This is a genomic window from Vibrio neptunius (assembly GCA_019339365.1).
Taxonomy (GTDB): domain Bacteria; phylum Pseudomonadota; class Gammaproteobacteria; order Enterobacterales; family Vibrionaceae; genus Vibrio; species Vibrio neptunius.
Map to the genome: position 1 here is coordinate 1,245,576 of CP079860.1, position 23,447 is coordinate 1,269,022.

Sequence of the window (23,447 nt, forward strand, 5' to 3'; positions counted from 1 at the left end):
TGCCGTGACTTTAATCACTTATTTGTTGGTATTGGTTCAATCAAAATATGGTACAGATCTCATAATAATTCAAATCACCTCAGCCACTTTTTTAGATTAATGTTCCTGCATTTGTTCTCTCGCTAAACGCTGTTTCAGATAGTCCAAGAATAATTTCGTTCGGGTGTGTTGATAGTCAAGCTTCGGATAATAGGCGTAAACTGTTGCTTCATCAGCGGTTATTCGGGGCAAAATACGCTTTAATGTGCCGGATCTGATTTCATCTTTGATCATGACATCATTGGAGATCAAAATACCCATAGCATTTTTTGCTGCATAGAACAGTGCTTCTGGATTGGTGGTGGCGAGGTTGCCTGAAAGGACAATTTTTTTTCCGTTGGTCAGGGTGATTTCGCGTTGTGGACGTTCACCCCATATTAACGCGTTGTGCTGTGTCAGCTCGTCAATGGTTTTAGGTTCGCCATATTTTTCTAAATAGTCTGGGGACGCGTAGAATCCTGCCTTGTGTTCGAATAGGGCAGATGCCTTAAAGCTAAGTGAATTCAACTGCTCAATTTCTCGACTGATAAACAGATCCAAACTAAGTTCAGGCAGCTGACCTGGTGTGGTGGTGATGAGCTGGATTCGAATTTCCGGGTACATTTGTAAAAAGTCATCGAGGTATTGGACCAAAAACTTAGAGCCGACCGCAATGGTTGCGCCAATCTTGAGTAGCCCGGCGGGTGTCTGATTAACCGAGCGGGTTTCATCGACAATGGATTGCCAGCCTTCGAGCTGAACTTTTGCACGTTCATAGAATAGGGCCCCTGCTTCAGTTTGAGTCACGGTACGTGTCGTGCGTTTCAGTAACTGCACCCCAATGCGTTCTTCGAGCCAATGAACCCGCTTACTGATCGCCGAGCTGGTGGTATTCATCTTTCTTGCGGCGCCGTTGAAACTGCCCTCATCGACCACTCGAATGTAACTTTGAACACTTTGAATCCAATCCATCCTTCCCCCAATTGATTCTTTATAGGAACTAATTAGTTTCCAATTGAGGATATTATCATTCATTAGCATCGAATTTAAACTCAATTGCATAAAGAATAAACGAGGTGATGTTATGAAGAGAACGCCGATTCTGCTGGCGATGATGATAATTGCAACGGGTCAGGTAGGTGTGAGCATCTATCTACCATCATTACCCATGATCAGTGAGACGCTTCAGGTTAACCAAGCTGATGTCCAACTTCTCGTCACTTTGTTTCTAGTTGGCTTTGGTGTTTCACAGCTGTTTTATGGCCCACTGTCGGATGCGATTGGACGTCGTCCGGTATTTCTTCTTGGCCAAGGGATATATCTGATCGGGACGGTGATTTGTTTGCTGTTTTCTCATCACTTATGGATATTGGCGTTGGGTCGTCTTCTGCAAGGTCTCGGGGCGGGAAGTGCTTCGGTATTAGGCCGAAGTGTGCTTCGTGACTGCTACGATGGCGCAGAGCTGACCAAAGCCCTCTCTTATGTGTCTGTTACGGCCTCAATTATGCCCGTGATCGCGCCTGTCTTTGGTGGCTGGGCAGCATTCTATCTGGGTTGGGAAGCCGTGTTTATGTTTGTTTTCATCTACTTGGCTGCCATTTTTACACTGGGTTACTTTATCTTGCCAGAGACCATGAACTACGGTCGAACCTCATTCAAGGTAGGTCAAGTAGTCAAAAACTATGGAGAATTGATCACCAACAAACAAGTATTGAGTAGCGCAAGCTACAACTGGATTACTTACCTTGCTTGTATGGTTTCCTTGTCTGTAATGCCTTTCATGTTACAGCATGAATTGGGCTTAACGGCTGCCGAATATGGTTCGGTCATGGTGATACCGTCCGCGGGGCTATTGATTGGTACGCTGGCTCTGAATGTACTCAATCGCTATTTGAACGCGCAACAACTGATGGTCTTAGCGATAGCGATCATGATGGCGTCTGGTACTTGGCTGGTAGTGACAGGTTTGACCCTGTTTAACATCATCTGGGCCTTTACCTGGATGACCATTGCGCAGGGCTTGTCTTTCCCTCTCTCAATTAGCATGTTGCTTGCGCCACATAAACGGCAAGCGGGATCAGTCTCTGCCTTGTCGGGGGCTATTCAGATGTGCTTGGCTGGTGTGTTGGGGGGATACTTGGTTGAAAACTGGATAGAGAGCCAATTAGCGTTAGGCATGTTCTATCTGATCTCTGCGAGCCTAATGGCAATGGTACTGTATTCAAGCCGTGTGAGACGCGCTGTAGGCCAAGAGTTTGCTTGAAAGGTGTTAGGTGGCTGATACAATGCGCCTCAATGATTGAAATGACGATCTGAGAGGTCGACGATGGAACATAAACAATTCGAAGAGTTAGTCACTGCGCTTTGTGCAAAAGAGAACTTACCGCAAGCACTTGAAGTGTTGAAACAACATGAAAATGAAGAAGTTGCTGAGGCAGCGCAGTCTCTAACGGGTCAGTTTGCTTTGGCAGAAGTTGACGGTGAACAACGCATTTACCATGTGACGATGCAAGAAAACGATCACGGTGAAGAGCAAGAATACGTTGAGCATGTGATGAATGAAGGCGATGACGTGATTCGATTTGTAGCTTGGTTCTTTGAAGTGATGTTTGATGTGAAGCGCAAAGATACCTATCAGGCAGCAGGTAAAACATACCAACAACCAAAACGCGCAAAATAGTCGAGTTTACGTTTTCTATAAAAACAAAGCCCCATATTTTGGGGCTTTGTTTCTTTTTAACCAACGGAGCTTTGGTTGTTGTCCATGGTTACCACGTTATCGGGCACATTACTTAAGCCTTTTTCTGCTAGCCAAGCTTGCAGGTTATCTGCGCCACCAATGTAATGACCATCAAGCCATATCTGAGGTACAGTCACTGGTGTTTTTTCACCAATGATGGCCTTGACCTCTGGTATCATTCGGTACAGCGCTGCACTGTCTTTGACAACATCATGGTATTGATATTCTACCCCCGCATCGTCAAGCAATTTCTTTGCTTTCACACAGTAAGGGCAGGTCGCTTTGCCGTAAACAATGTTGCCTTTCAACGTATCACGCTTGGTCCATTCCTGAATGATCGATTGGACCAAAACACCGCGGTTTAAGGCTTCACCTTGACTGACAACTTTGCCTTCTACCATCAGAATCGGTGCATGCCACGCACCCACTTTCAGAGGTTCCCACCAATGAGAGAGCCAATCTTTTACTTCCAATTCTACAGGGATACCCGCTAACTCATTCTCAAATGTATCTTTAAGAATGTCTTTTGTTAGTGTGCACTCACCACATGGAATTTTCACACTGAACGGCCCCCAACTGCCGCCCCAGCGATAGAGTGTTAATTTGATTGGATCTGTCATAGAGCTCTCTCCCATAGTTACCTTTAGTTAATAGAACGGTAATGGCGGATATTTATTTCATTTGGCGAGATTTTTTTGATTCCCAATGTGTAATAAAAGCAACAGATACGATAATAATCGCCGCGCCCAGCCATAATCGACCAGGTGGCACCCAACTGAATACGATCCACCCCGCCAGTACATTTAATGGTAATTTGGCATGATCAAAGGGTTGAACAAACGATGCATCTGCAACCGAGTATGCTTTCACAATAGCCCATTGAGCTAATGCTGTCAGTACGCCTGCGGCGAACAACACCATCCAGATGGTGCCGCCTACAGGGGTTTGCCAGTCAGGAATAGCGAGTAAGATGTTGAATGGGGTGATGAGGATCAGGAGATATACCACCATAGTGGATGGAGAATCATCAGAAGAGAGCTTTTTAACCATTAAGGAATAACAAGCCCAAAAGAAAGCGGCGCCTACGGGGAGTAGTGCTGCCCAACTGAAGTCATCGGCCCAAGGTTCCAGAATGATCATAGCACCGATAAATCCGGACAGCGTGGCTCCCCATCGTGCGATACCCACTTTTTCCTTAAGGAACAACCCTGAACCAACCGTTGCGAAAAGTGGTGACGTCATCAGTAGGGCTATTCCTTGCCAGATTGGCACCGGATAAGCCAGAGCCCATAACCAGAGTTGAATTCCGATTACAGAAAGAAATACCCGGAAGATGTGCATTCCGAGATGTTGAGTACGCAGAGAATGTCGAATGCCCAATGTTTTTAAATAGGGCAGAATGACAACCAGAGCGATCGCATATTGGATCAATGCGACAGTCGTGGAAGATAAGCCGAAATTAATACTGGCGACCTGAGCGAGGCTGTTAACCAAGGCAAAGGCTAAACCAGCCGTAAGCATCCAGCTTGCGCCTTGTATAGGGTGATGGGGTCTTGAAGCCATAATCGTCGTGGTAGAAAAATAGTAGGCTGAATCATACGATGTTCTTGGTAGTACGTCATCTATCTATCTTGTTGTACTTCATCAAAAAAACTGAAGAAACAGCCTGCTTCCTTTTACGGTATTGCGACGCCAGCGATGACGGGCTAGTGGGTTTTAGGTTTATTGAGCAGGTAAACCGAAATTACAACCAAAGTCATTCCCATAGCGTGCCAAACAGTAAATGCTTCCCCTAATACGAGTACTGCAGATATCGCAGTGATCGCAGGGCCAATATTACTGGTTAGGCTCAATTGAGTCGGTGTTAAGCGCGCCATCGCGGCCGCAATCAAATAGGAAGGAACAACCGTACAAAAAATACCTAATGTAACGCCGATGGTAATAAGCTCTGAGCTCCAACTGTAGATTTCTGCCTGACTTAATAGCAGGTGAATGACGATTGCGACTCCGGCACTTCCCATGCCAATGCTCGTGAACAGAGAGCTACCCATTCTTGAGATGAGCGGCTTACTCCACACAAGATAAAAGGCGAACACTAAGGCTGACATGATGGCGAGACCGCTGCCGAATAAAACAGAGCTGCCAAGGGTGTTAAAGTCATGGACAAAGATCAAAGAGATACCAATATAGCCAAGCAATGTGGTCACAATGACCCGACGGCTTGGGACCTGCCGATACAGAGCCCAACTAATGAGCACGACAAAAGTGGGGAACAAGAAAATCAGTAGTCGCTCTAATTGAGCAGAGATGAACTCCAATGAGGCGATATCCAGATAGCTGGCGATGTAGTAGCCCATGATACCGATAGCTGCGGCTGTAAGACCATGTTGCTTGGCCTTGGTACGATTGTCTGGTGTGCGACACAAATACACCAACATGGCCAGATAAAGAGGCAGAGAGCTGAATGCACGTAGCGTCATGATAGAAGTTGCATCACCACCGTATTGGTAGGCGATCTTGATAAGTACAGGTTTAATGGAGAAGAGTAGACAACCCGCTAGAGCCAGCAATAGGCCAACTTGAGTTGAGCGAAAAGCAGGAGGTCGAATCGTCTGGGTGTTTTCGGTCATTATTCTCGTATCCTTTATTGAGAGTTGGGCTACGAGAAGAATTAGGCTGGCTACGTTTTCTCGTAGCCAGGCACAGGTTTACCTACCGGCTACAGGCAATGAGAAGGAGCCAAAGGTAAGTAAACGAAATTTGCATCAGAGATATTCCTTAGTGATGAAAAACCAGATTAACCAGCATAGTGAGGAAAGGCAATCAGTTTTATCGCTCAAGATTGGCTTCAATCTGCCTCAGTGCTTTTTGATACATGTGCCATGCACAGATACCAGCTAATAGGTTACCAACCATAGAACCCCAAAATAGCCCTTCTATTCCGCCAAGATGTGCACCCAGCCATAGACAAGGCAAGAAGAACGCGAATAGACGCAGCGCTGACATGGTTAAGGCTGTGTAGGATTTACCCAATGCATTGGCAATGGATACCATTAGCATGCAGATGCCTAGTGGTCCGAGGCTGACAGGGACAATCAATAAGTGCCAGATTAAAATCTCAGTGACTTGAGATTCACTGGTCATCAATGAAGCTAGCCAATCTGCTGATAGCCAGGTAATAGCAGCAATCAGGAGTTGAAGTCCAATCACAAACTGGCTGGCGATGACGACGAGTCGGCGTATATCCGTGATGTTTTTCGCCCCTAATAATCGACCGACCATGGGTGGCATAGACATTGTCAGCGCAAGCACTGAGACGATAGCAAAAAACTCGAACCTTGATCCCAACGCCCAAGCAGCGACTGCGGCAGTGCCAAACCCTGCAAGTAATTTGGTGGCTAACATCGAAGACAAAGGTGGTAGCAACTGGCTGATCATCGCTGGCCCCATGATATTACCAATCGACTTAACACTTTGCGCGATGTTGAGATCATGCCAGTCAAAGCTCATCCAATGTTTGCGTGTGACCTTAGGCGCAACGATCAGGATACCGATACCAAAGGCGACAATGGTGGCTATAGCGGCACCGTTCAACCCGAGATCCAAAGTAAAAATGAAAAAGGGATCTAGGACTAGGTTAAGTACACTGGTGACCATCATCATTGTGCCTGGCAGCATAGTATTACCATTGGCTCGACAAACACTGTAAAGGAAATAGAGTAGAGCACCTGTCCAAGCGCTGATCAGCCAGTAGATCCAGTAGCTGTCAATCACAGGAAACAGGGTTTCTGGAGCACTGAGTAACTGTAGGATAGGGACTCGAATAAGGTAAATAAACACAGAGATAACCGCAACACCAATGGTCCCCATGGCAATCACTAACCCGCCAAGCTGGTGGGCAAAGCGTGTGTTGTTAGCCCCAATAGCCTTGGCGATTACGGCGGTTGTTGCGATGCCTAATCCGACTTGAATACCGATGATGATCATCTGAATAGGCAAGGTAAAACCTTGTGCTGCAAGCGGCAGTACGCCAAGCTGGCCGATGAAAGCACTGTCGACCAACTGAAAGCTCATCAAAGACAGGACACCAAATAGCATTGGCCATGTCATTTTGAACAGCTGTTGACCCAGTGATGGGGAGTTTTCAATGTTTGTAGCAGTCATATCGTTCAATCATTCTGTAAAAGAAAAACCGAGGCAGTGCCCCGGTCTCAACTTATTCTTCCTTGAACTCTTCAGCATAACCTTTGGGTGGCGGTGTCCAGCCTCGCTCACCACCCTCATGTTTGTCTGAGCGATCGGTATTCATCGCCAGTTTTATTTGCTCTTCGAGGTGCATAAAGAGTTTTCGGTAGTTGTTATCAAATCGTTCGCCTTCAGAGTCATCTTCCCAAGCCTGATAAAGCATGTCGGATTTCTTGTCTTCAATTCGGCGATACGCAGTTCGTTGTTGCTCTACATGAAATGGGTGGTATCCCAGAGATTTCAAGGCCTGTGCTCCAAGTTCAAGCGCAGAATGGTAAGTCTCTGACTCGATAATGTCAGCGCCAGCCTGTCGTAATAGGTAGCCATGACCTCGATCGAAGGCACGAACCAACACTTTGACCTTTGGATACGTATGTTTGACGTACTTGGTCAGCTCAACGCTGGTTTCAGGGTTATCAATGGCTATAACCAGCATAGAAGCTTCTTCAATACCAGCTGTGTGAAGTAAATCGGGCCGAGTGGCATCACCAAAGTAAGCTTTAGTGTCGATTCGTCGTACGACATCCACTTGAGCAGCCTGATGGTCAAGCACCACAGTTTTGACCCCATTAGCGACAAGTAATCGATTTACAATTTGTCCAAAGCGGCCGATACCCGCGATGATGACGGTGCCCTTTTCTTCAATTTGATCGGCTTCACGGTCATTCGACTCAAGCTCAAATCTTGGCAAGATGACTTTATCAAACAGGATAAATAAACCCGGAGTTAGGAACATCGATAGGGCGACCACCAGTGACAGAGTTTGAGCAATATCTTGTGGAATGACATGATTCTGCACCGTAAAGCTAAGCAAGACGAAACCGAATTCGCCCGCTTGGGCCAAGCTGAGTGTAAACAGCCACTTGTTGCTGTTTTTTATACGGAATATCAGCGCTAACACGTAAAGAATGGTCGCTTTGAGCAACATTACGCCCAGTGTTAAACCGATGATAAGTGCAAAGTCGTCGAACAGGATACCAAAATTGATGCCAGCCCCAACGGTGATGAAGAACAGGCCAAGCAATAAGCCCTTAAACGGATCGATGTTGGACTCAAGCTCGTGGCGAAATTCGCTGTTTGCCAGAACAACGCCTGCAAGGAAAGTCCCGAGTGCAGGGGACAAACCAACTAAGCTCATCAGCGCCGCGATACCGACAACTAACATTAATGCCGTAGCGGTAAAAATTTCACGAAGCCCTGAACTGGCGACGAAACGAAACAGTGGACGACTTAAATAATGTCCTCCAACGACCAGACCAATAACAGAGCCAATAATCACCAAGGCATACGCCCAACCCGGTAGACCTGCGACTAAACTGAGCTCATCATGGTGATCGGCTGCACTGCTGACCGCCGCCTGAGCTTGTTCCACCAACTCGGGGAGTGCCAATAGTGGGATAAACGCCAGCATGGGAATGACGGCGATGTCTTGGAACAGCAATACCGAGAAGGCATTCTGTCCTCCCTCTGTTTTGTTGAGGCCCTTTTCATTAAAGGTCTGTAGTACGATAGCTGTTGAAGAAAGTGCGAAGATCAAACCAATTGCAAGGGCAATAGTCCATGGTTGGTCAAACAGTAAAGCGACACCCATGATGACCGCTGTGGTTCCCCCGACTTGTAATCCTCCTAAGCCAAGCAAGCGATTTCTCATTGACCAGAGCATCTTTGGCTCTAACTCAAGGCCGACCAAAAACAGCATCATCACAACACCAAATTCAGCAAAATGCTGGATGGTGGTTGTTTCTTCTCCAACTAAACCTATGATCGGTCCAATGACGACGCCTGCAATTAAATAACCGAGTACAGAACCGAGCCCAAGTCGCTTTGCAATAGGAACAGCGATGACAGCGGCAACAAGATAGATAAATGCCTGTAGGAAATAACCGGTCATTGTAAACCTCCTACAATGATTTCATCCAAACAGTGGCAGAGTTTTTCGACTTTTGCCGCTTTGTCGTAATCGACTCTATCTTCAACCAATGCCGATAGCAGTGTTTGCCAAGCCTCAACATGTGTTTTGATACGACCGTCTTCTTTCGCGGTACGAGCACCAAACAGAGCGAATGGAGCAAGGTATTCCATACCTGTCAGTGTCGCCATTTGTTCAAGAGGTTGGAGTAATTCACGTATGGTGAAGTGGTTGTAGCCTTCTGTCTGATACGCTTCTTCTTGACCACCTGCAGTGAGGGCACAAAGAAACTTTTTACCGTGTAATGCAGTGCCATCGTGGCCATAAGCAAAGCCGTACTCCAATACCAAGTCTTGCCACTCTTTTAAAATTGAAGGTGTTGAATACCAGTAAAGTGGGAATTGAAATACGATGACATCGTGGTCGATTAGGCGTTGTTGCTCACGATCGATGTTGATGTTGTAGGTCGGGTATTCGTAATACAGATCAACCGCTGTAACCCCTTCGACTGCATGACAGGCTTTAAACAGTGGTTGGTTAACTTCAGAGCGTCGCTGAGAGGGGGTGGGCATAGAGGACTAAAACTTTATTCTTTGACATTATCCAGTTCGCAGATCTTAGGTTTAGAACTTTATTGTTGCACACAGATCAGCTTTTAACCATTGGTTACTTTCTGCTAAGTCATGAAATAGTTTCAGTTTTTTTGTTGATAAAAAGTTGAGAACAAGTCCAATAGGTCGCAGAGATGATTCACGGTCAATGAAGCATGTTGAGTAAATGTACTCGGTTTACCATGAGTCACGAGACAAGACGGCATACACGCGTTGCTTGCTGCCTCTAGGTCATAGACATAATCACCTACGTAGAGAATCTGTTGCGGATCCAATTGCCACTCTTTTGCGAGTGCTAGAAGTGAATCTGGAGCCGGTTTAGGTGGGAAGTGTTCGCGACTGATGATACGAGAAATATTAAGCTGATTGTGAGCAACCTTGCGCTGAGAAGCTTGTTGGCAGTTGCGAGTGATGATCGCGGTGTGAAGTTGCTGTTTGGCGATGAAGTCAAGTAACTCATGACAGCCGGGCATGGGCGAGGAATGATCCGCATCATCCAGCTCGTGTTGAAGGACTAACTGTTTGGCTCTTAGAGCAGATTGAGTGCACTCCAGCTCATCGATAAAAGTCAACAAGTCGACGTCCTTGGGACAGCCGACTTGTGTTCGTAACCATTGAAAGTCCAAGTCTGAGCTGACTAACGTATTGTCCAGATCAAAGACGATCGCTTTAATCTCGGTAATTTCCAGCACAACAACATCCATGAACTTTTCCTTAGCGTAATTTAGGCGAACTCTTGCTCCAAGTAAGCCACAATATCAGAAGACTCGTACAGCCATTCTACTTTGCCTGCTTTCTCGATTCTCAGACATGGCACTTTGATTTTGCCACCGCCAGCTTCGAGTTCAGAACGGTGTGCCTGATTTGTTTTAGCATCGCGCAATTCAATATTGACGGATTGACGCTTCATAGCACGACGAACTTTGACGCAAAATGGGCACGCCTCAAACTGATACAGGGCAAGAGACTGAGCTTTTTCATTGACCGCCTGCTGGTCTTCTTGCGTACGCTTCACGCCTTTTGGTGAGAAGACAAAGTTAAGCAACAGGATAACACGGCCAAGGAACCAACGGATGAACTTCATAATCTTCCTTTCAAAAACAACAAATTGAGCGACTTTAATGTGGGTTTTCTCCCACTTTTGTATCTCGAATAATGAGTGTTGGCATTGTAACCAAGTTCCCTGTTAATTAGTACTTATCTTGTGCTGCTTAGTGACAGTAATACCTAATCGTTTTGCCAACCTGGTCAGATTTGCCCGGTCGGTTTTTAGCTGTCTGGCCGCTTTCGCCCAGTTAAATTCTGCTTCGGTTAACGCAAGTGTAATGAGTTCTCGCTGAAAAGCTTCTGTCGACTCGCGTAGCCCCTGAGTTCCATTTATCGCTTCAATCTGCCTTGCAGGGCTTGGTATCGCCACCGAGTTTTCAGTGGGCAGAGAATGGAGCTCACCGATATCGTCAATGGATACGGTGATCAACTTGCCACTGTTGCCCTTTGCTCGGGCTTTCAAAGCCGCGCGATTAATGACATGTTCCAGCTCTCGCACGTTACCCGGCCAGTTGTAACGCGAAAGCAGGAGTTGGGCATCTTTGCCGAGCTTTATTTGCACTATTCCCAGTTTACGACGCGCCTGCTCTAAAAAATAACCCGCTAGCAAAACGATATCGCCTTCACGTTCTCGGAGTGGCGGCACGCTGATCGGATAAACACTGAGGCGATGATAGAGATCAGAACGGAAACGGCCTTCGCTGACTTCTTCTTTTAAGTCACGATTGGTCGCTGCAAGCACACGTACATCGATGGTCTCGACCTTGTCCTGCCCAACTGGCTGGATTTCATTGTTCTGCAAGGCGCGTAGAATCTTACTTTGTGCCGCGAGTGGCAGTTCACCAATCTCATCGAGAAATAGAGTGCCTCCGTCTGCTAAGGCAAACTTGCCAAGGCGTGATTTATCTGCCCCGGTAAAGGCGCCTTTTACATGGCCAAACAATTCACTTTCGACCAAGTTTTCTGGGATAGCCGCGCAATTGACGTAGACCAGAGGTTGCTTACGACGATGAGATAAATGGTGGAGGCTACGCGCGACAAGCTCTTTGCCTACCCCCGTTTCTCCGTTGATCAAAATGTTAAAATTGGATGGAGCGACCACATCAATGTCCGATTTCAACGAGATCATTTTACTGCTGGTTCCAATGATCTCTCCTCCATCGCGCTCCCATGCATCTTCATTGAGTTCTTCAAATCGTTGCTGTGTCTGCTTAGCTTGGTGTTCTAGTTGGTTAACGGTCATTGCCACTTTAAGCGTAGAAGCTAATATTGCCGACAGGGCGTCTAAACTGCGAGTAGGGATTTGGTCAAAAACGTTGGGTGTTAAGCTATCGAGCGTCAGGATGCCAAGTAGTTTGTCCGAGTATAGCAAAGGTAGACCCATACAGGCGTGCATCGGTAGGTCACCATCGTAATCGAGAAGGAGGTTGTCGAATGGATCGGGCAGTTCGCAGTCAGCGTCGAAGCGTACCGCGGCTTTTGAGGCGCAGATCGCCTCGAATCTTGGGTGTTCCTCAACTTTAAAACGACGGCCTAGTGTGTCTCTTGTTAAACCTTGAATGGCAAGTGGAACCAAAGTGTCGCCTTGCAGAGACAGTAGAGCGACGCTGTCACATTGGATGGCTTTACGAATCGCATCAAGCAACTTATTGAATCGGTCATGTTCGTTGTGACCCGTCGCGAGGCCAATGGTCATATCGATCAGTGTAGAAACTGAAATGTCTTGCATGGTAAGGCTAAGCTCCAGAGTGCGTCGGTTACTAATATAGAGAATGCAGTGAAGTAAAAGTAACCAATACGAATGTGTGATTATTATATTTTAGAGTCATTTGGACATAAATCAACTGTGTCATAATGACTTTATTTCAATGGATAATACTATAAAATCCAAGTAATTAGGTAGTTTTCAAACTTGGCATCAATTGTGCTCATACAAGGGAAAAGATAACCCCCCACTGAGGAGAGAATCAAGATGCTCAACAACCAACATATTGAAGTCGTAAAAAGTACCATCCCATTGTTAGAAAATGCTGGCCCGGCTCTGACCCAACATTTTTATCATCGAATGTTTTTGCATAACCCTGAACTCAAAGACATTTTCAATATGACACACCAGAAAACGGGTCGTCAGAGTGTTGCTTTGTTTGAAGCGGTAGCAGCTTACGCTAAGAACATTGAAAACCTTGAAGCATTGACATCAGCAGTTGAACGTATTGCTCATAAACACACTAGCTTTAACATTCAAGCTGAACACTACCAGATTGTTGGTCATCACCTAATTGAAACCTTGCGCGAATTGGCGTCAGAGGCATTTACCAAAGAAGTGGAAGAGGCATGGACAGCGGCATATCTGTTCTTGGCAAAAGTGTTTATTGATCGTGAAGGCGAGCTGTATCTTCAGCGTAAGCAAGCCATTGGTGGCTGGGAAAACGCACGTCAGTTTGTGGTTAAACAGAAGCAACCTGAATCAGAATACGTTACCAGTTTTGTGCTTGAACCAAAGGATGGTGGTGATGTGTTGGATTACAACCCTGGTCAGTACGTTGGTGTTGAAGTTAAGCCGTCTGCAGGCGAGCACAATGAAATTCGTCAGTACTCTCTGTCTCAGAAACCGAATGGCAAAAACTACCGAATTTCAGTTAAACGTGAAGTTGGGGAATACAATGGATTGGTATCTAATTTCATGCATGACGAAGTAAATGAAGGCGATACCGTTCATTTATATGCACCGGCAGGTGATTTCTACTATCAAGAAAAAGGCGCGCCAGTGGTTCTGATTTCGGCCGGCGTTGGCGCGACACCAATCCAGTCGATGCTGCAAACATTGGCTGCGGCTAATAAAAAAGACGTCTCGTACCTTTACGCTTGTAATAACGCTGAACAACATACCTTCAAGAGTGAAACAGAACAGCTGATTTCACAGCGCGGTTGGCAGCAGTTTACATGGTACTTAAACGATCAGGCTCATTTCGAAGGACAGATGAACCTGTCTTTAGTGGAGCGCGAGTTACCGTTAAGCAGTGCTGACTTTTATCTTTGTGGACCAGTCGCGTTTATGGAAGCGGTGGTTAAGCAGTTAGAAGGATTGGGTGTGACAAGAGATCGAATTCACTACGAAGTGTTTGGACCTCATACCTATCTTTAAGATTGATAAAGGGCTTCCCAGTGGGAAGCCCTTTTTAATCAACCGAAGGTGCGTTTGAACCAACTCCAAATAGGGTTGCTTCGTTGCGTTACTGGGGAATTGTCGCTTCCCAAGTAGTAGCTCGCGAGATACTGTGTCCGGATGGCATTGACATCTAGACCAGAAAGGTCGTTTTGTAGATTAGCGGTGGTTTCAGCGTGGTCATTAGCCAGGCTGAAATCCATTTTCAGATAACCCTGAATATAGAGCCAGACATGTGTTACCAGAGTTAGCATTTGATAATCTTGATACTCGAATCGCTTGGCATTTTGCTCACCAAGGTTATCGTGTAATGCTTTCCACATGGCTTGAACCGCCTCTCGGTTGGTTTCAACACGAGACAGGCACTCAATATGCGCTTTCGTCATGATGCCGAGTAAATGGGATTCGTCGGCGCTATTGGGTTTATTCTGTTTTACTTTGTCAAACAAGGCCGATTGTTGCTGCAAAAACTGCTGCCACAGTTTGGGATGTTCCTTTACGGCGTCCAGAGACTCTGCCCTAATCGCGGCGAATGCCTTAACTAGCTCAGTCATTAGATTGTAGAGTCTCGATCTGCACTTCAAATGAGCCTTTGTCACAGTCAATGAACAAGCTGCTGCCAGTAATCATGATGGATAAATTCATGCCGCGTTCAACGACGTCAGACAAAGCATCGATGCCTTCTGCACTGAGTCGATATATGTTGGCGTCATATTGGTGAGATTTGTTTTTGGTTTGTGCCCACCAGACGTCAGATTTGCTGGTAAAGGTGAAGATGTCGACCCTTTTAGCTAAGCGAGTGGCTTTCTTAATACGATCAAGGGAAGGTTCACCAATTTCAATCCAGTGTAGGATCGTATCGTCCAGTGCTTTGATCCAGAGATCCGGTTCTTCAATTGAAGACAACCCTTTAGTGAATGCCAGTTCTGGTTGATATTGAATACAGTAAGCCAGAATACGCGCCATCATTCGTGGAATGGTTTCTGATGGGTGCTGTGCAATAGTCAGTTGCGGAGAATCGTAGACGTCACGGTTAGTGTCCGAGAGCGAAATTCGGAACTTATAGATAGTCGGTTTTATAGCCATAGTCGTTTACTACACATAAAAAAATAGCCAGCTTGAAGCTGGCTATTGTAAAACTTTATCTATCTAGTTAAAAATTAAACTAGTTTGATGTTTTCAGCTTGTGGGCCTTTTTGACCTTGAGATACAGTGAACTCAACTTTTTGACCTTCAACTAGAGTACGGAAACCGTCGCCAGTGATTGCTGAGAAGTGAGCAAAAACGTCAGGGCCGTTTTCTTGTTGGATGAAACCGAAACCTTTAGTTTCGTTGAACCATTTAACTGTACCAGTAACAGTGTTAGACATAATGTATATCCTTGATAAATCTTGTAAAAGCCATGACGGCAACGATAGCGTGGAAAAGGAGATTGCTATTGCGCACGACGTTACGGAAGAGATACAAGAAATCCAACGAAACGGCGAAATAAAAACAAGAACCGTTTTCTAGCTGCCCTCTAGTCTAAAGCTAAGTGGCACTAAGTCAATAAAATTCATATGATAGTTTTCCGTTACTATGCTCTTTTCATCCGAAACTTGCGCTATGTATAGTTTCGGAAATATTACTGTTTGGGCTGTAGATAGTGTAACATTCGTTTGTTTAGTGATTTATTCTACCAAATATGGCCTTGATGAGTAATTTATCATCGATTGGTAGTCGTTTGTAAAATCAATGCAGGACAAAATTATGGGCAAGAGTGCCAGAAAAAAAAAGGAATGATGTCGCTTCTCTTCGAGCGAATTTAGAAGTCGGGCGAGGTGAAGTACAAGATAATGCGCTAAAAGCGGTTGTCACCAGTCCACTATTTAAAACACGTGTCGAAAGGGCAGGAAAAGGAAAGGGAAGCTTTACACGCAAGCTAAAACATAAGGGCAAAGAGCCCTATTCAAAAGCTGCTTAAACAGCTGCTTTCGAATAGGGCTCTATTTATCGCTATGGGTTGTAACTATCGTTCGATTCGCGGAGAGTAGATAGAGTAAGCCGTTACCTGACCAGCGACGATCGCTGAAAACATAAACAGTGCTGAAAGACCGATACTAGGAATAGGTAAAATGGATTGCTCAAACACAGATTGCCCAGCACTGACCAAAACTCGACTACCTGGCACCAAGATGATGATGCCCTGGACAATATAGATAGACCCTGTGAGGTCCATCTTCTTCGCTACCCAAGTACCGTAGAGCGTGATCAGCACGGTGGTAATCCAAGTCCCCACGACCCAACCACTTTCGAAACCTAGGTAAAACGGTCCCCACATGCCAAGTACCGCAACTGGCAAACCAAGCAGAATGTCTGTTGGTCTGGCATTAAAAATGATGCCAAGGGAGACTGAAATGAGAAATAGGCCTGAGATATGGAGCCAAGTCGGTATCTCATTGACATAAGAAGTGATCTCTGGTTGCCCCCAAATGGCTTCTCCAATATTCAACCCCATCATAATGCCGACAAACAATTTGATTAGGGTGAGAAAGCTCTGACCTAGCAGGCTTGTTCCAGATACCAAATCGTTAAATGCCAGACATTCGAGTGAATTGGCGATGGATAAACCGGGGACAAATAGGACGATAGCGGCGATACACAACGCCCATACGGGAAGATCGACACTGGTACTTGCGAAAAAGGCGACGAGAACACCAGTCACCAAGGCAGCCACAAACTCCACCGCAATGGAGCGTCTAGCTTTGCAGACTTGTTGTGCACCCCAAGCGAGAAAACCGAGAAAGATGGATATATACACCGCCTCTAACGTACTGCCGACTAGCATCAGATATGCTGGAGGAATGCCCATGTTCGCAAGTGCGATCACCCATTTGGGGTAGCCGACAGGTTCCGGAACGGGCTCCTTACTCGGTTGGTTAATTCGAATGATGGTATTAGCCAGCAAACTGAGGTTAATCGAAGCCGGTTGATGGCGTTTCATCACCACAGCATTGTTATCGTCGGGAAACTGATAATTAACCGTGGTAGGCGTTGCTTGAATCATGACATCGACGCCATGTTTACGAGCATAAAATTGAGTGTATTTTTCTAATTTGTAGGGCGCGCAGCCACTACGATGTAAGGTATCACCGATCTCAACGATCTTTTTGATTCTGTACTCTGAAGGCATGGTATGTAGTACGAAATATCGAATGCGCGCAAAGGTATCAGAGCGATATGTTCTATTCGAGTATCAATCTATTGAACAGTGGCTAGAGTCACACTCTTTTTGATATTTCACAAAGTAACAGATCCAAAAGCGAGAACTTAGATTTCAAGCGGCTATTTGACTCGCTAATCGATGAGCAAAAACGCATCAGATCACAAAATTGGCAATAACTATAGATGTAAATATTGTTACTAAAATGTAACCTTATATTTCTCTTTTTGCTGTTTTAGTGTCCTAAAGGCTTGAACCGTCTGGAACCTTACCTATTGTTTTGTTAACCGTTATTTTACATGTGGAGTAGGGGTATAGGGTGGACAAAAAATGTATCAATTTAGGGGTTGAATTTAGTGTGAAAACGGCGAAAATATATGCAAAATGAGTTTGCAAGAATGAAAGGAAGCTTTTTCCCATTTAAAAAGCGAGGTTAAAGATGAAACTATTTCTGGTAATAATGGCATCGATTTCAGCAGGTATACTATCCGCTGATCACCTTCACTCTTTCATGTTGGGGCTTTCTATCTCTGCGTTGGCTGTGGGTAGTTGTTACTGGTTTGCGTTCAGAACCACACGTTTCCCTCAGCTTGCATTGCTATTACTCATCTGCGGTATGCTCTCTAAGTTAACCATTACGGTGATCGGTGTGAGTTGGAGCATGTCGGAAGAGTTGATTACGTCTCCATTGGTATTCGCATTGTCCTACCTCTTCTTCTCTTTAATAGTGACTTATTTATGGTTTAGCTACCGAGACAGCATTACGCCAAAACCGAAGAAGGTTCAGGAAGCTCAAGCTTAGTAGCTCACAGAATCGAGATTGATAAAGCCAGTGTTGTGAACACTGGCTTTTTTGTATTAATCTAACCGTATGTGGGGTCACACTCTCATAATTTCATAAAACTTTTCAATAAGCGTAACGATTGATTACAAAGCGAATAAATTTCATTGATGTTTGTTTATACTCAAACTCATCATAAATACTCCGATTGTGACTAGAGTTGGTAACGTCCCATGAAAAAAACGTTTCTTCTAAAAGCCGTACTTTTCTCCTCTATCGCTGCGACATGCAATGCCAATGCGGCACCTACAATTATCCCTGAGCCTCCGACATTAGGGGCCAAGGGGTATGTATTGATTGACTACAACACAGGAAAAGTGTTGGTTGAAAAGAATGCGAATACTAGGTTAAACCCAGCGAGTTTGACCAAACTGATGACCGCTTATGTTGCGGGGCAGGAAATGAAAGCCGGTAATATCACCTTGGATGATCAAGTTGTGATCAGCAAAAATGCTTGGGCAAAGAACTTTCCAGATTCGTCGAAGATGTTTATTGAAGTGGGTACCACTGTACCTATGATGGATCTCTATCGCGGCCTAATTGTTCAGTCAGGCAACGATGCGAGTGTGGCGATAGCAGAATACGTCGCTGGCAGTGAAGGGGCTTTCGTCAATTTGATGAACTCTTGGGCTGAAAAACTGGGTTTGGAGAATACCGCGTACACCAATCCACACGGCTTAGACAGTCGTGGCCTTTATTCTACCCCTCTTGATATCGCTAAGCTGGGCCAGGCCATCATTCGTGATCTACCCGATATCTACCCTCTTTATAGCGAGACTTCCTACACGTACAACGGCATTACTCAATACAACCGAAATGGTCTTTTACGGGATCGCAGTATGAATGTCGATGGTATGAAAACGGGCTATACCAGTGGTGCTGGCTACAGTTTAACCACATCGGCAACCAACGGTGATATGCGTTTGATAGCCGTCGTGATGGGGGCGAGCAGCAGCAAAAGCCGTGAATCGGAAAGTAAGCAGCTACTAAGTTATGGTTTTCGCTTCTTTGAAACAGTTGCACCTACAAAAGCTGGTGAGATGGTAACCGAAGCAAAAATCTGGATGGGTGAACAAGATCAGCTGAGCGTAGGTGTTGAAGAAGATATATACATGACCTTACCAAAAGGCAATGCAGCAAAGCTCACGGCTGAAGTCGAGTTTGATCGTGAATTGGTCGCCCCGATTCGTCAAGGGGAGAAAGTCGGGACCATCATTTACAGTGTTGATGGAGATGACGTTGCCACGGCTGACCTCATTGCTCAGACGGACGTGGAAGAAGGCAGCCTGTTTAAACAATTGGTCGACTGGTTTAAGCGATTGATCTCGGGCTGGTTTTAGTTGACTGGAAAAGCGGATGCGTAAAGCGCCGCTTTTTTATTGAGTGTTGAAGGCATGATTTGAGCACATTGCTATTTCTTATCAGGCGAAGCGATGCCTAGACAGGCAGTGAACAAACCAAACTTTTAACTAACGTTAACTCCTCGCTGACATCTTAGTGAATGATAACGCTCAGAATTCATCATACTAAGCGATACAAGGATTCACTCAATGGAATTTACCGAGAAGGATAGAGAGGCACTATACAATACATGGATGTCTCAGAAGTCCAAAATGCGTCTCACGCAAATGGAATTTGCTAAAAAATTAGGGATGAACCAGCTGAGCTTTTCGCAGCTCTTACGTGGAGACGAGCCTTTGACCATGTCCTTCATTAATCAATTCTGCCGACTACTCCATCTCGATGCTAAACTGGTTTTTCCCTCTCTCAAGGAAACCAGTGAAACCGGTCCTAAGGTCGTTTATCTTCAAAGCCGTATGAGTGTTGATGGTGAGATTCAAAACGCTTACATAGAAGGCAACCAAATTGTGGTTGAGTACGCGCATACTCTGAATCAAATATAAGGTGAGTTCTTCTGTTTGGTCGTCGATTTCGATGGTACTCTAGTCTCCCTGTTGTTTCTGAATAACAAGACCATGTTAGAAAAAGAAAACCTGTTGAAATTAGCACGCGTACAGATGCCATTTGGCAAATATGCTGGACGCGTTTTGATTGATCTTCCTGAAGAATATTTGTTGTGGTTTGACAAGAAGGGCTTTCCTAATGGCGAGCTGGGCGATCTCCTCAAGCTATGCCTTGCGCTAAAAATTGAAGGATTAGACAGCGTTGTTAAGCCTTTGAAACGCATGTAACCCGCAGAACTTAAATAAAAGACTTACTATGAATTTTGATATTGAAGCCTTGAGACATCACCAATTGGTTGAAGATGGTCAATTAGAGGGGTGCTACATCCATCAGCCAGCCGAAGGTAGCCAGCAAGATGACCACGCCGTCTTGGAAGAACGACAAGCGTTAGAAAAGATGGGGTTTAAGGTGGTGCAGGTTCAGGCCAAAGGCAGAACAACAACCTTTGCAGAGGCGATGCAAACACTAGTGATGAAGAAGGGTTATCAGCCCAATTCCTAAGGGTAACCCGCCTGAGTATCTTTACCCTATCCCGAAATAAATCCTGTTTCTAATACAAAGAGTCAGAGCGTTAGCTGACTCTTTGTGGTTCTATCGCACAGTGGCTTGAACAAACACCGGTACACGATTCGCTTTGTATTCTGCAAGAGTACAAACTAATAGCTACCAAGTATTATCTTGTACTCTTGTTTTCTCACAATGCTATTTGAAATATTGAGTCGTCGGAGATATTTCTCTCGGTTGCTTCACGTCAATTTCATTGATTTACCCAAACCGATTTGATGCGCCTCACTCCACTTATTCACCTTACTGTGTTAATGATTATGTTGTTATTTATTTTTTCCTAGATGATATATCAGTAAAGCGCTTGTCAGTCAGTGAATCTAGCTCCCATTACATTGGGTATTGGTTAGGTGGTTGAACTTCTTTCTGCTAAATAAAAACAGCCTTTACGATTTAATGGTATCGAGCTCACTAAATAAAATATTATTTGGGCTTAATTATGATTAAGGCAACAGGCATAATTAGAACGCCTGTGAACAGGATGGTATGGTTTTAGGACAGCGACCGAATTCAAACTCATCCGCCAATTATCGTCAATTGAATATCCACGAGGCCTCAACGAACCAGAGTTTTGATATCGGAACAGTACTTTTTTCAGGAGATGCCCCACATGCCGACCCAGCATGAGCCTAATCGTCGCCCTCTCGCGGTGCGTGAAATATCAGTGGCCAAACGTATTGCCGTTTGGTTAAGTCAGAAAAACATCACCCCTAACCAAATTTCACTAATGAGTATGGCCTTTGCCGCAGTTGGCCTTATTTTTGCGATTGGCTACCACCTATGGCCAATGGCAATGTGGTTGGTGCTGTTTGCTCTGATGATTCAAATGAGGTTGTTATGTAACCTTTTTGACGGCATGGTCGCTGTAGAAGGCGGTAAGAAAACGCCTGCTGGGGAATTGTTTAACGATGTGCCCGATCGCATCGCCGATCCTTTATTGATCATCGCTGCTGGCTTGGTGGCTAACTCTGCGTTTGCTATGCCACTTGCTTGGGTAGCGGCACTGCTTGCGGTACTTTCCGCTTATATTCGCGTGTTAGGCGTGAGTATGGATTGCCCTGCGGATTTTCGTGGACCAATGGCAAAACAGCACCGCATGGCACTGCTGACAGTAACCTTGTTACTGATGGCATTTAATCAATGGTTTGGCTTCCTACCAATCTTTTTTTAGTGCCTACTTAATGGATATCGCGCTGCTGGTTATGGTGCTTGGCTGTGCATTAACCTGTTGGCGTCGTTTGGTGTTCATTTTTAATACCAAAGCGCAACTGAGCCCCCTTGCTGCCACGGAACAAGGTTGCCAACAAGACGAATCGCCAACCAAAGAATCAGACCAAAAGCCAATAGGGGAGATTGATCATGATTAATATCCCGATGCATTCGCTACATATGATGGCGGCGATCACCCTTGTGCTGGTGATTGGTACGCTGGTTTACCTGTATTTATCACGCCGTAATCCAAGCAAAGATTATCACGAACTCAAACTGCGTATTCGCTCTTGGTGGTGGATGATAGGGATTGTGTTCGTTGTACTTTACTTGCCGACTCAATACACGCTGATCTTTGTTGCTTTCTTGAGTTTTATGGCGCTGAAAGAGTTCCTTTCAATAGTGCCTACCCGCATGGCTGATCGACGCGTGATTTTCTGGGCATACCTCTCTATCCCATTTCAATACTATTGGTTGTCGATCGGTTGGTATGGCATGTTTATCATCTTTATTCCGGTCTACATGTTCTTATACTTGCCAATGGTGGCGGTATTGATTGGTGATACCAAAGGTTTCATTCGCTCAGCTGGTATCATTCATTGGGCGCTGATGCTAACGGTGTTTTGTGTTAGCCACATGGCCTATCTCTTAGTACTGCCTAGTAAGAACCCAGAGGCGGGCTCCATGGGTATGCTACTGTTCTTGTTAGTCTTTACCCAGTTTAATGATGTGTGCCAATACGTGTGGGGCAAGAGCTTTGGTAAACATAAAATTGTACCGAAAGTCAGTCCAAATAAAACGTGGGAAGGCTTTATCGGTGGCGCAGCAACCATCATCATCACCAGCTATTTTGTTGCACCTTATCTGACACCGCTAACTTCCGTGCAGGGTTTAGTCGCTGGCATGATCATCACCTTTAGCGGCTTTATTGGTGATTTGGTCATTTCATCAGTCAAACGCGACTTACAAATTAAAGATACCAGCCAGTTTATTCCTGGACATGGTGGTATTTTGGATCGTATCGACAGCCTGATGTTTACGGCGCCTTTGTTTTTCCATTTCATTTACTATCTCTACTACTAGGAGGACGCGATGAGAATGTTCAAAGTTCTGTTCGTCCTGCTGTTCGTGAAACCATTGGTGTTTGTTGGCTTAGGGTTAAACCTTATCAATAGGCAAAACTTGCCGCTGAAGGGCCCAGTGGTGGTCGCGGCGAATCACAACAGCCATCTAGATACCTTGGTGTTACTGGCGCTCTTTCCCATCAGTATGGTACACAAAGTGCGCCCGGTGGCGGCGGCGGACTACTTCCTCAAAAACAAAGTCTCGGCATGGCTGTCACTCAATGTGTTAGGCATTATTCCCATTCATCGTTCTCCGAGTAACAGTGATCGTCACGCGGTTTTTGATGAGTGTCATAAGGCACTCAACCAGGGCGATATTTTGATCATATTCCCTGAAGGCAGTCGCGGTGCACCGGAAACCATGAGCGGTTTAAAGAAAGGCATTTATCATTTGATTAACGAACATCAAGCCTGCCCTGTGGTTCCGGTTGTGATGCGAGGGTTGGGGCGCGCGCTACCCAAAGGCACCGCGATGTTTGTCCCCTTTAATTGTGATGTGGTGTTGGGCGCACCGATTGCGACGTTTGACAGTGCGGATGAGTTTCTCGCGACCATGCAAACCGAATATCAGCAATTGGCACAAGCGTGTATCGTGACTAACTACGAAGAGTAAATACACTTTGTTACGTCAATAACGTGCATAAACGGTGAGGTGCGGGGGAGGGATTATGCCTGCTGCAAGGCCCACAAAAAAGTGCCGTAGGCTTTGACCTTAGCGTCTTTGGGTTTTGTCCCTTGGATTGAGATATAACTATCTTCAGGAGATGAACCAAACGGTGGTCTGGTGCTCTCATACCACTCAAAGG

The 23,447-nt window shown here is 45.4% G+C and carries 24 protein-coding genes and 2 pseudogenes; 12 read left to right on the top strand and 14 right to left on the bottom strand.

Translation table 11 applies throughout. The annotated features are described in order from the left end of the window. Positions 1-96: 96 nt before the first annotated feature. Complete coding sequence (locus tag KW548_22435; GenBank protein QXX08390.1) at positions 97-990, bottom strand: LysR family transcriptional regulator; 894 nt, start codon at positions 988-990, stop codon at positions 97-99. 112 nt (positions 991-1,102) lie between these two features. On the opposite strand from KW548_22435, the gene KW548_22440 reads away from it, so the two are divergent. Further along, positions 1,103-2,281: a multidrug effflux MFS transporter gene (locus tag KW548_22440; protein ID QXX08391.1), complete on the top strand. Its 1,179-nt coding sequence runs from the start codon at positions 1,103-1,105 to the stop codon at positions 2,279-2,281. 63 nt (positions 2,282-2,344) lie between these two features. Further along, positions 2,345-2,698 carry a hypothetical protein gene (locus KW548_22445; GenBank protein QXX08392.1) on the top strand — a complete coding sequence of 118 codons (354 nt, stop codon included), beginning with the start codon at positions 2,345-2,347 and terminating at the stop codon, positions 2,696-2,698. Positions 2,699-2,754: 56 nt separating this feature from the next. On the opposite strand, the gene KW548_22450 is transcribed toward KW548_22445, so the two are convergent. From KW548_22450 to norR, 9 genes and pseudogenes are all read right to left on the bottom strand, one after another. Beyond that, the gene (locus KW548_22450) at positions 2,755-3,378 is read right to left on the bottom strand and encodes a glutaredoxin (protein ID QXX08393.1); all 624 of its coding nucleotides are present in this window, start codon (positions 3,376-3,378) and stop codon (positions 2,755-2,757) included. A gap of 52 nt (positions 3,379-3,430) precedes the next feature. Next, entirely contained in the window at positions 3,431-4,321 is an 891-nt protein-coding gene (locus KW548_22455) for a DMT family transporter (protein ID QXX08394.1), read from the bottom strand. A gap of 143 nt (positions 4,322-4,464) precedes the next feature. Then, positions 4,465-5,388, bottom strand: a complete 924-nt coding sequence (locus KW548_22460) for a DMT family transporter (GenBank protein QXX08395.1) — start codon at positions 5,386-5,388, stop codon at positions 4,465-4,467. A 199-nt stretch (positions 5,389-5,587) separates the two neighbouring features. Then, on the bottom strand, positions 5,588-6,922 hold the full coding sequence (locus tag KW548_22465) for an MATE family efflux transporter (GenBank protein QXX08396.1): 1,335 nt from the start codon (positions 6,920-6,922) through the stop codon (positions 5,588-5,590). A 52-nt stretch (positions 6,923-6,974) separates the two neighbouring features. After that, entirely contained in the window at positions 6,975-8,894 is a 1,920-nt protein-coding gene (locus KW548_22470) for a monovalent cation:proton antiporter-2 (CPA2) family protein (protein QXX08397.1), read from the bottom strand. Further along, positions 8,891-9,512 (bottom strand): annotated as a pseudogene (locus tag KW548_22475) (NAD(P)H-dependent oxidoreductase). The gene KW548_22470 and the pseudogene KW548_22475 overlap by 4 nt, the downstream one beginning before the upstream one ends. A 94-nt stretch (positions 9,513-9,606) precedes the next feature. Next, positions 9,607-10,227: an HAD family hydrolase gene (locus KW548_22480; protein QXX08398.1), complete on the bottom strand. Its 621-nt coding sequence runs from the start codon at positions 10,225-10,227 to the stop codon at positions 9,607-9,609. Between the two features lie 20 nt (positions 10,228-10,247). Then, on the bottom strand, positions 10,248-10,607 hold the full coding sequence (locus KW548_22485) for a glutathione S-transferase N-terminal domain-containing protein (protein ID QXX08399.1): 360 nt from the start codon (positions 10,605-10,607) through the stop codon (positions 10,248-10,250). A 102-nt stretch (positions 10,608-10,709) separates the two neighbouring features. Beyond that, positions 10,710-12,299 carry a nitric oxide reductase transcriptional regulator NorR gene (gene norR / locus KW548_22490; protein ID QXX08400.1) on the bottom strand — a complete coding sequence of 530 codons (1,590 nt, stop codon included), beginning with the start codon at positions 12,297-12,299 and terminating at the stop codon, positions 10,710-10,712. 243 nt (positions 12,300-12,542) lie between these two features. On the opposite strand from norR, the gene hmpA reads away from it, so the two are divergent. Further along, complete coding sequence (gene hmpA / locus KW548_22495) at positions 12,543-13,715, top strand: NO-inducible flavohemoprotein (GenBank protein ID QXX08401.1); 1,173 nt, start codon at positions 12,543-12,545, stop codon at positions 13,713-13,715. Positions 13,716-13,753: 38 nt separating this feature from the next. Here hmpA and KW548_22500 read toward each other — a convergent pair whose 3' ends face one another. The 3 genes from KW548_22500 to KW548_22510 form a co-directional block, all read right to left on the bottom strand. After that, positions 13,754-14,290 carry a hypothetical protein gene (locus KW548_22500; protein ID QXX08402.1) on the bottom strand — a complete coding sequence of 179 codons (537 nt, stop codon included), beginning with the start codon at positions 14,288-14,290 and terminating at the stop codon, positions 13,754-13,756. Beyond that, positions 14,283-14,822, bottom strand: coding sequence for a YaeQ family protein (locus tag KW548_22505; protein QXX08403.1), 540 nt, complete (start codon positions 14,820-14,822; stop codon positions 14,283-14,285). Before KW548_22505 ends, KW548_22500 begins: the two co-directional genes overlap by 8 nt. Before the next feature lie 74 nt (positions 14,823-14,896). Beyond that, positions 14,897-15,106 carry a cold-shock protein gene (locus KW548_22510; GenBank protein QXX08404.1) on the bottom strand — a complete coding sequence of 70 codons (210 nt, stop codon included), beginning with the start codon at positions 15,104-15,106 and terminating at the stop codon, positions 14,897-14,899. Between the two features lie 389 nt (positions 15,107-15,495). Here KW548_22510 and KW548_22515 point away from each other — a divergent pair, with 389 nt between their 5' ends. Further along, complete coding sequence (locus KW548_22515) at positions 15,496-15,699, top strand: ribosome alternative rescue factor ArfA (protein ID QXX08405.1); 204 nt, start codon at positions 15,496-15,498, stop codon at positions 15,697-15,699. 45 nt (positions 15,700-15,744) lie between these two features. On the opposite strand, the gene KW548_22520 is transcribed toward KW548_22515, so the two are convergent. Further along, positions 15,745-16,908, bottom strand: a complete 1,164-nt coding sequence (locus KW548_22520) for a threonine/serine exporter family protein (GenBank protein ID QXX08406.1) — start codon at positions 16,906-16,908, stop codon at positions 15,745-15,747. 469 nt (positions 16,909-17,377) lie between these two features. Between KW548_22520 and KW548_22525 the strand changes: the two genes are divergently transcribed. From KW548_22525 to KW548_22560, 8 genes and pseudogenes are all read left to right on the top strand, one after another. After that, the gene (locus KW548_22525; GenBank protein ID QXX08407.1) at positions 17,378-17,740 is read left to right on the top strand and encodes an NADH:ubiquinone oxidoreductase; all 363 of its coding nucleotides are present in this window, start codon (positions 17,378-17,380) and stop codon (positions 17,738-17,740) included. 212 nt (positions 17,741-17,952) lie between these two features. Beyond that, the gene (locus tag KW548_22530; GenBank protein QXX08408.1) at positions 17,953-19,119 is read left to right on the top strand and encodes a D-alanyl-D-alanine carboxypeptidase; all 1,167 of its coding nucleotides are present in this window, start codon (positions 17,953-17,955) and stop codon (positions 19,117-19,119) included. A 210-nt stretch (positions 19,120-19,329) separates the two neighbouring features. After that, a complete protein-coding gene (locus KW548_22535; GenBank protein ID QXX08409.1) occupies positions 19,330-19,683 on the top strand; it encodes a helix-turn-helix transcriptional regulator in 354 nt (117 codons plus the stop codon). Between the two features lie 72 nt (positions 19,684-19,755). Next, on the top strand, positions 19,756-19,971 hold the full coding sequence (locus tag KW548_22540; GenBank protein ID QXX08410.1) for a DUF3820 family protein: 216 nt from the start codon (positions 19,756-19,758) through the stop codon (positions 19,969-19,971). 28 nt (positions 19,972-19,999) lie between these two features. Beyond that, positions 20,000-20,245, top strand: coding sequence for a hypothetical protein (locus tag KW548_22545; GenBank protein QXX08411.1), 246 nt, complete (start codon positions 20,000-20,002; stop codon positions 20,243-20,245). A 673-nt stretch (positions 20,246-20,918) separates the two neighbouring features. Next, positions 20,919-21,675 (top strand): annotated as a pseudogene (locus tag KW548_22550) (CDP-alcohol phosphatidyltransferase family protein). Then, positions 21,668-22,600, top strand: a complete 933-nt coding sequence (locus KW548_22555) for a phosphatidate cytidylyltransferase (GenBank protein ID QXX08412.1) — start codon at positions 21,668-21,670, stop codon at positions 22,598-22,600. The pseudogene KW548_22550 and the gene KW548_22555 overlap by 8 nt, the downstream one beginning before the upstream one ends. 9 nt (positions 22,601-22,609) lie before the next feature. Beyond that, a complete protein-coding gene (locus KW548_22560) occupies positions 22,610-23,254 on the top strand; it encodes a 1-acyl-sn-glycerol-3-phosphate acyltransferase (GenBank protein QXX08413.1) in 645 nt (214 codons plus the stop codon). The last annotated feature ends 193 nt before the right edge of the window (positions 23,255-23,447 follow it).

Coding starts and splice junctions, on each gene's coding strand:
- KW548_22435 (QXX08390.1), bottom strand. CDS start 990: ATGGATTGGATTCAAAGTGTTCAAAGTTACATTCGAGTGGTCGATGAG.
- KW548_22440 (QXX08391.1), top strand. CDS start 1,103: ATGAAGAGAACGCCGATTCTGCTGGCGATGATGATAATTGCAACGGGT.
- KW548_22445 (QXX08392.1), top strand. CDS start 2,345: ATGGAACATAAACAATTCGAAGAGTTAGTCACTGCGCTTTGTGCAAAA.
- KW548_22450 (QXX08393.1), bottom strand. CDS start 3,378: ATGACAGATCCAATCAAATTAACACTCTATCGCTGGGGCGGCAGTTGG.
- KW548_22455 (QXX08394.1), bottom strand. CDS start 4,321: ATGGCTTCAAGACCCCATCACCCTATACAAGGCGCAAGCTGGATGCTT.
- KW548_22460 (QXX08395.1), bottom strand. CDS start 5,388: ATGACCGAAAACACCCAGACGATTCGACCTCCTGCTTTTCGCTCAACT.
- KW548_22465 (QXX08396.1), bottom strand. CDS start 6,922: ATGACTGCTACAAACATTGAAAACTCCCCATCACTGGGTCAACAGCTG.
- KW548_22470 (QXX08397.1), bottom strand. CDS start 8,894: ATGACCGGTTATTTCCTACAGGCATTTATCTATCTTGTTGCCGCTGTC.
- KW548_22480 (QXX08398.1), bottom strand. CDS start 10,227: ATGGATGTTGTTGTGCTGGAAATTACCGAGATTAAAGCGATCGTCTTT.
- KW548_22485 (QXX08399.1), bottom strand. CDS start 10,607: ATGAAGTTCATCCGTTGGTTCCTTGGCCGTGTTATCCTGTTGCTTAAC.
- norR (QXX08400.1), bottom strand. CDS start 12,299: ATGCAAGACATTTCAGTTTCTACACTGATCGATATGACCATTGGCCTC.
- hmpA (QXX08401.1), top strand. CDS start 12,543: ATGCTCAACAACCAACATATTGAAGTCGTAAAAAGTACCATCCCATTG.
- KW548_22500 (QXX08402.1), bottom strand. CDS start 14,290: ATGACTGAGCTAGTTAAGGCATTCGCCGCGATTAGGGCAGAGTCTCTG.
- KW548_22505 (QXX08403.1), bottom strand. CDS start 14,822: ATGGCTATAAAACCGACTATCTATAAGTTCCGAATTTCGCTCTCGGAC.
- KW548_22510 (QXX08404.1), bottom strand. CDS start 15,106: ATGTCTAACACTGTTACTGGTACAGTTAAATGGTTCAACGAAACTAAA.
- KW548_22520 (QXX08406.1), bottom strand. CDS start 16,908: ATGCCTTCAGAGTACAGAATCAAAAAGATCGTTGAGATCGGTGATACC.
- KW548_22525 (QXX08407.1), top strand. CDS start 17,378: ATGAAACTATTTCTGGTAATAATGGCATCGATTTCAGCAGGTATACTA.
- KW548_22530 (QXX08408.1), top strand. CDS start 17,953: ATGAAAAAAACGTTTCTTCTAAAAGCCGTACTTTTCTCCTCTATCGCT.
- KW548_22535 (QXX08409.1), top strand. CDS start 19,330: ATGGAATTTACCGAGAAGGATAGAGAGGCACTATACAATACATGGATG.
- KW548_22540 (QXX08410.1), top strand. CDS start 19,756: ATGTTAGAAAAAGAAAACCTGTTGAAATTAGCACGCGTACAGATGCCA.
- KW548_22545 (QXX08411.1), top strand. CDS start 20,000: ATGAATTTTGATATTGAAGCCTTGAGACATCACCAATTGGTTGAAGAT.
- KW548_22555 (QXX08412.1), top strand. CDS start 21,668: ATGATTAATATCCCGATGCATTCGCTACATATGATGGCGGCGATCACC.
- KW548_22560 (QXX08413.1), top strand. CDS start 22,610: ATGAGAATGTTCAAAGTTCTGTTCGTCCTGCTGTTCGTGAAACCATTG.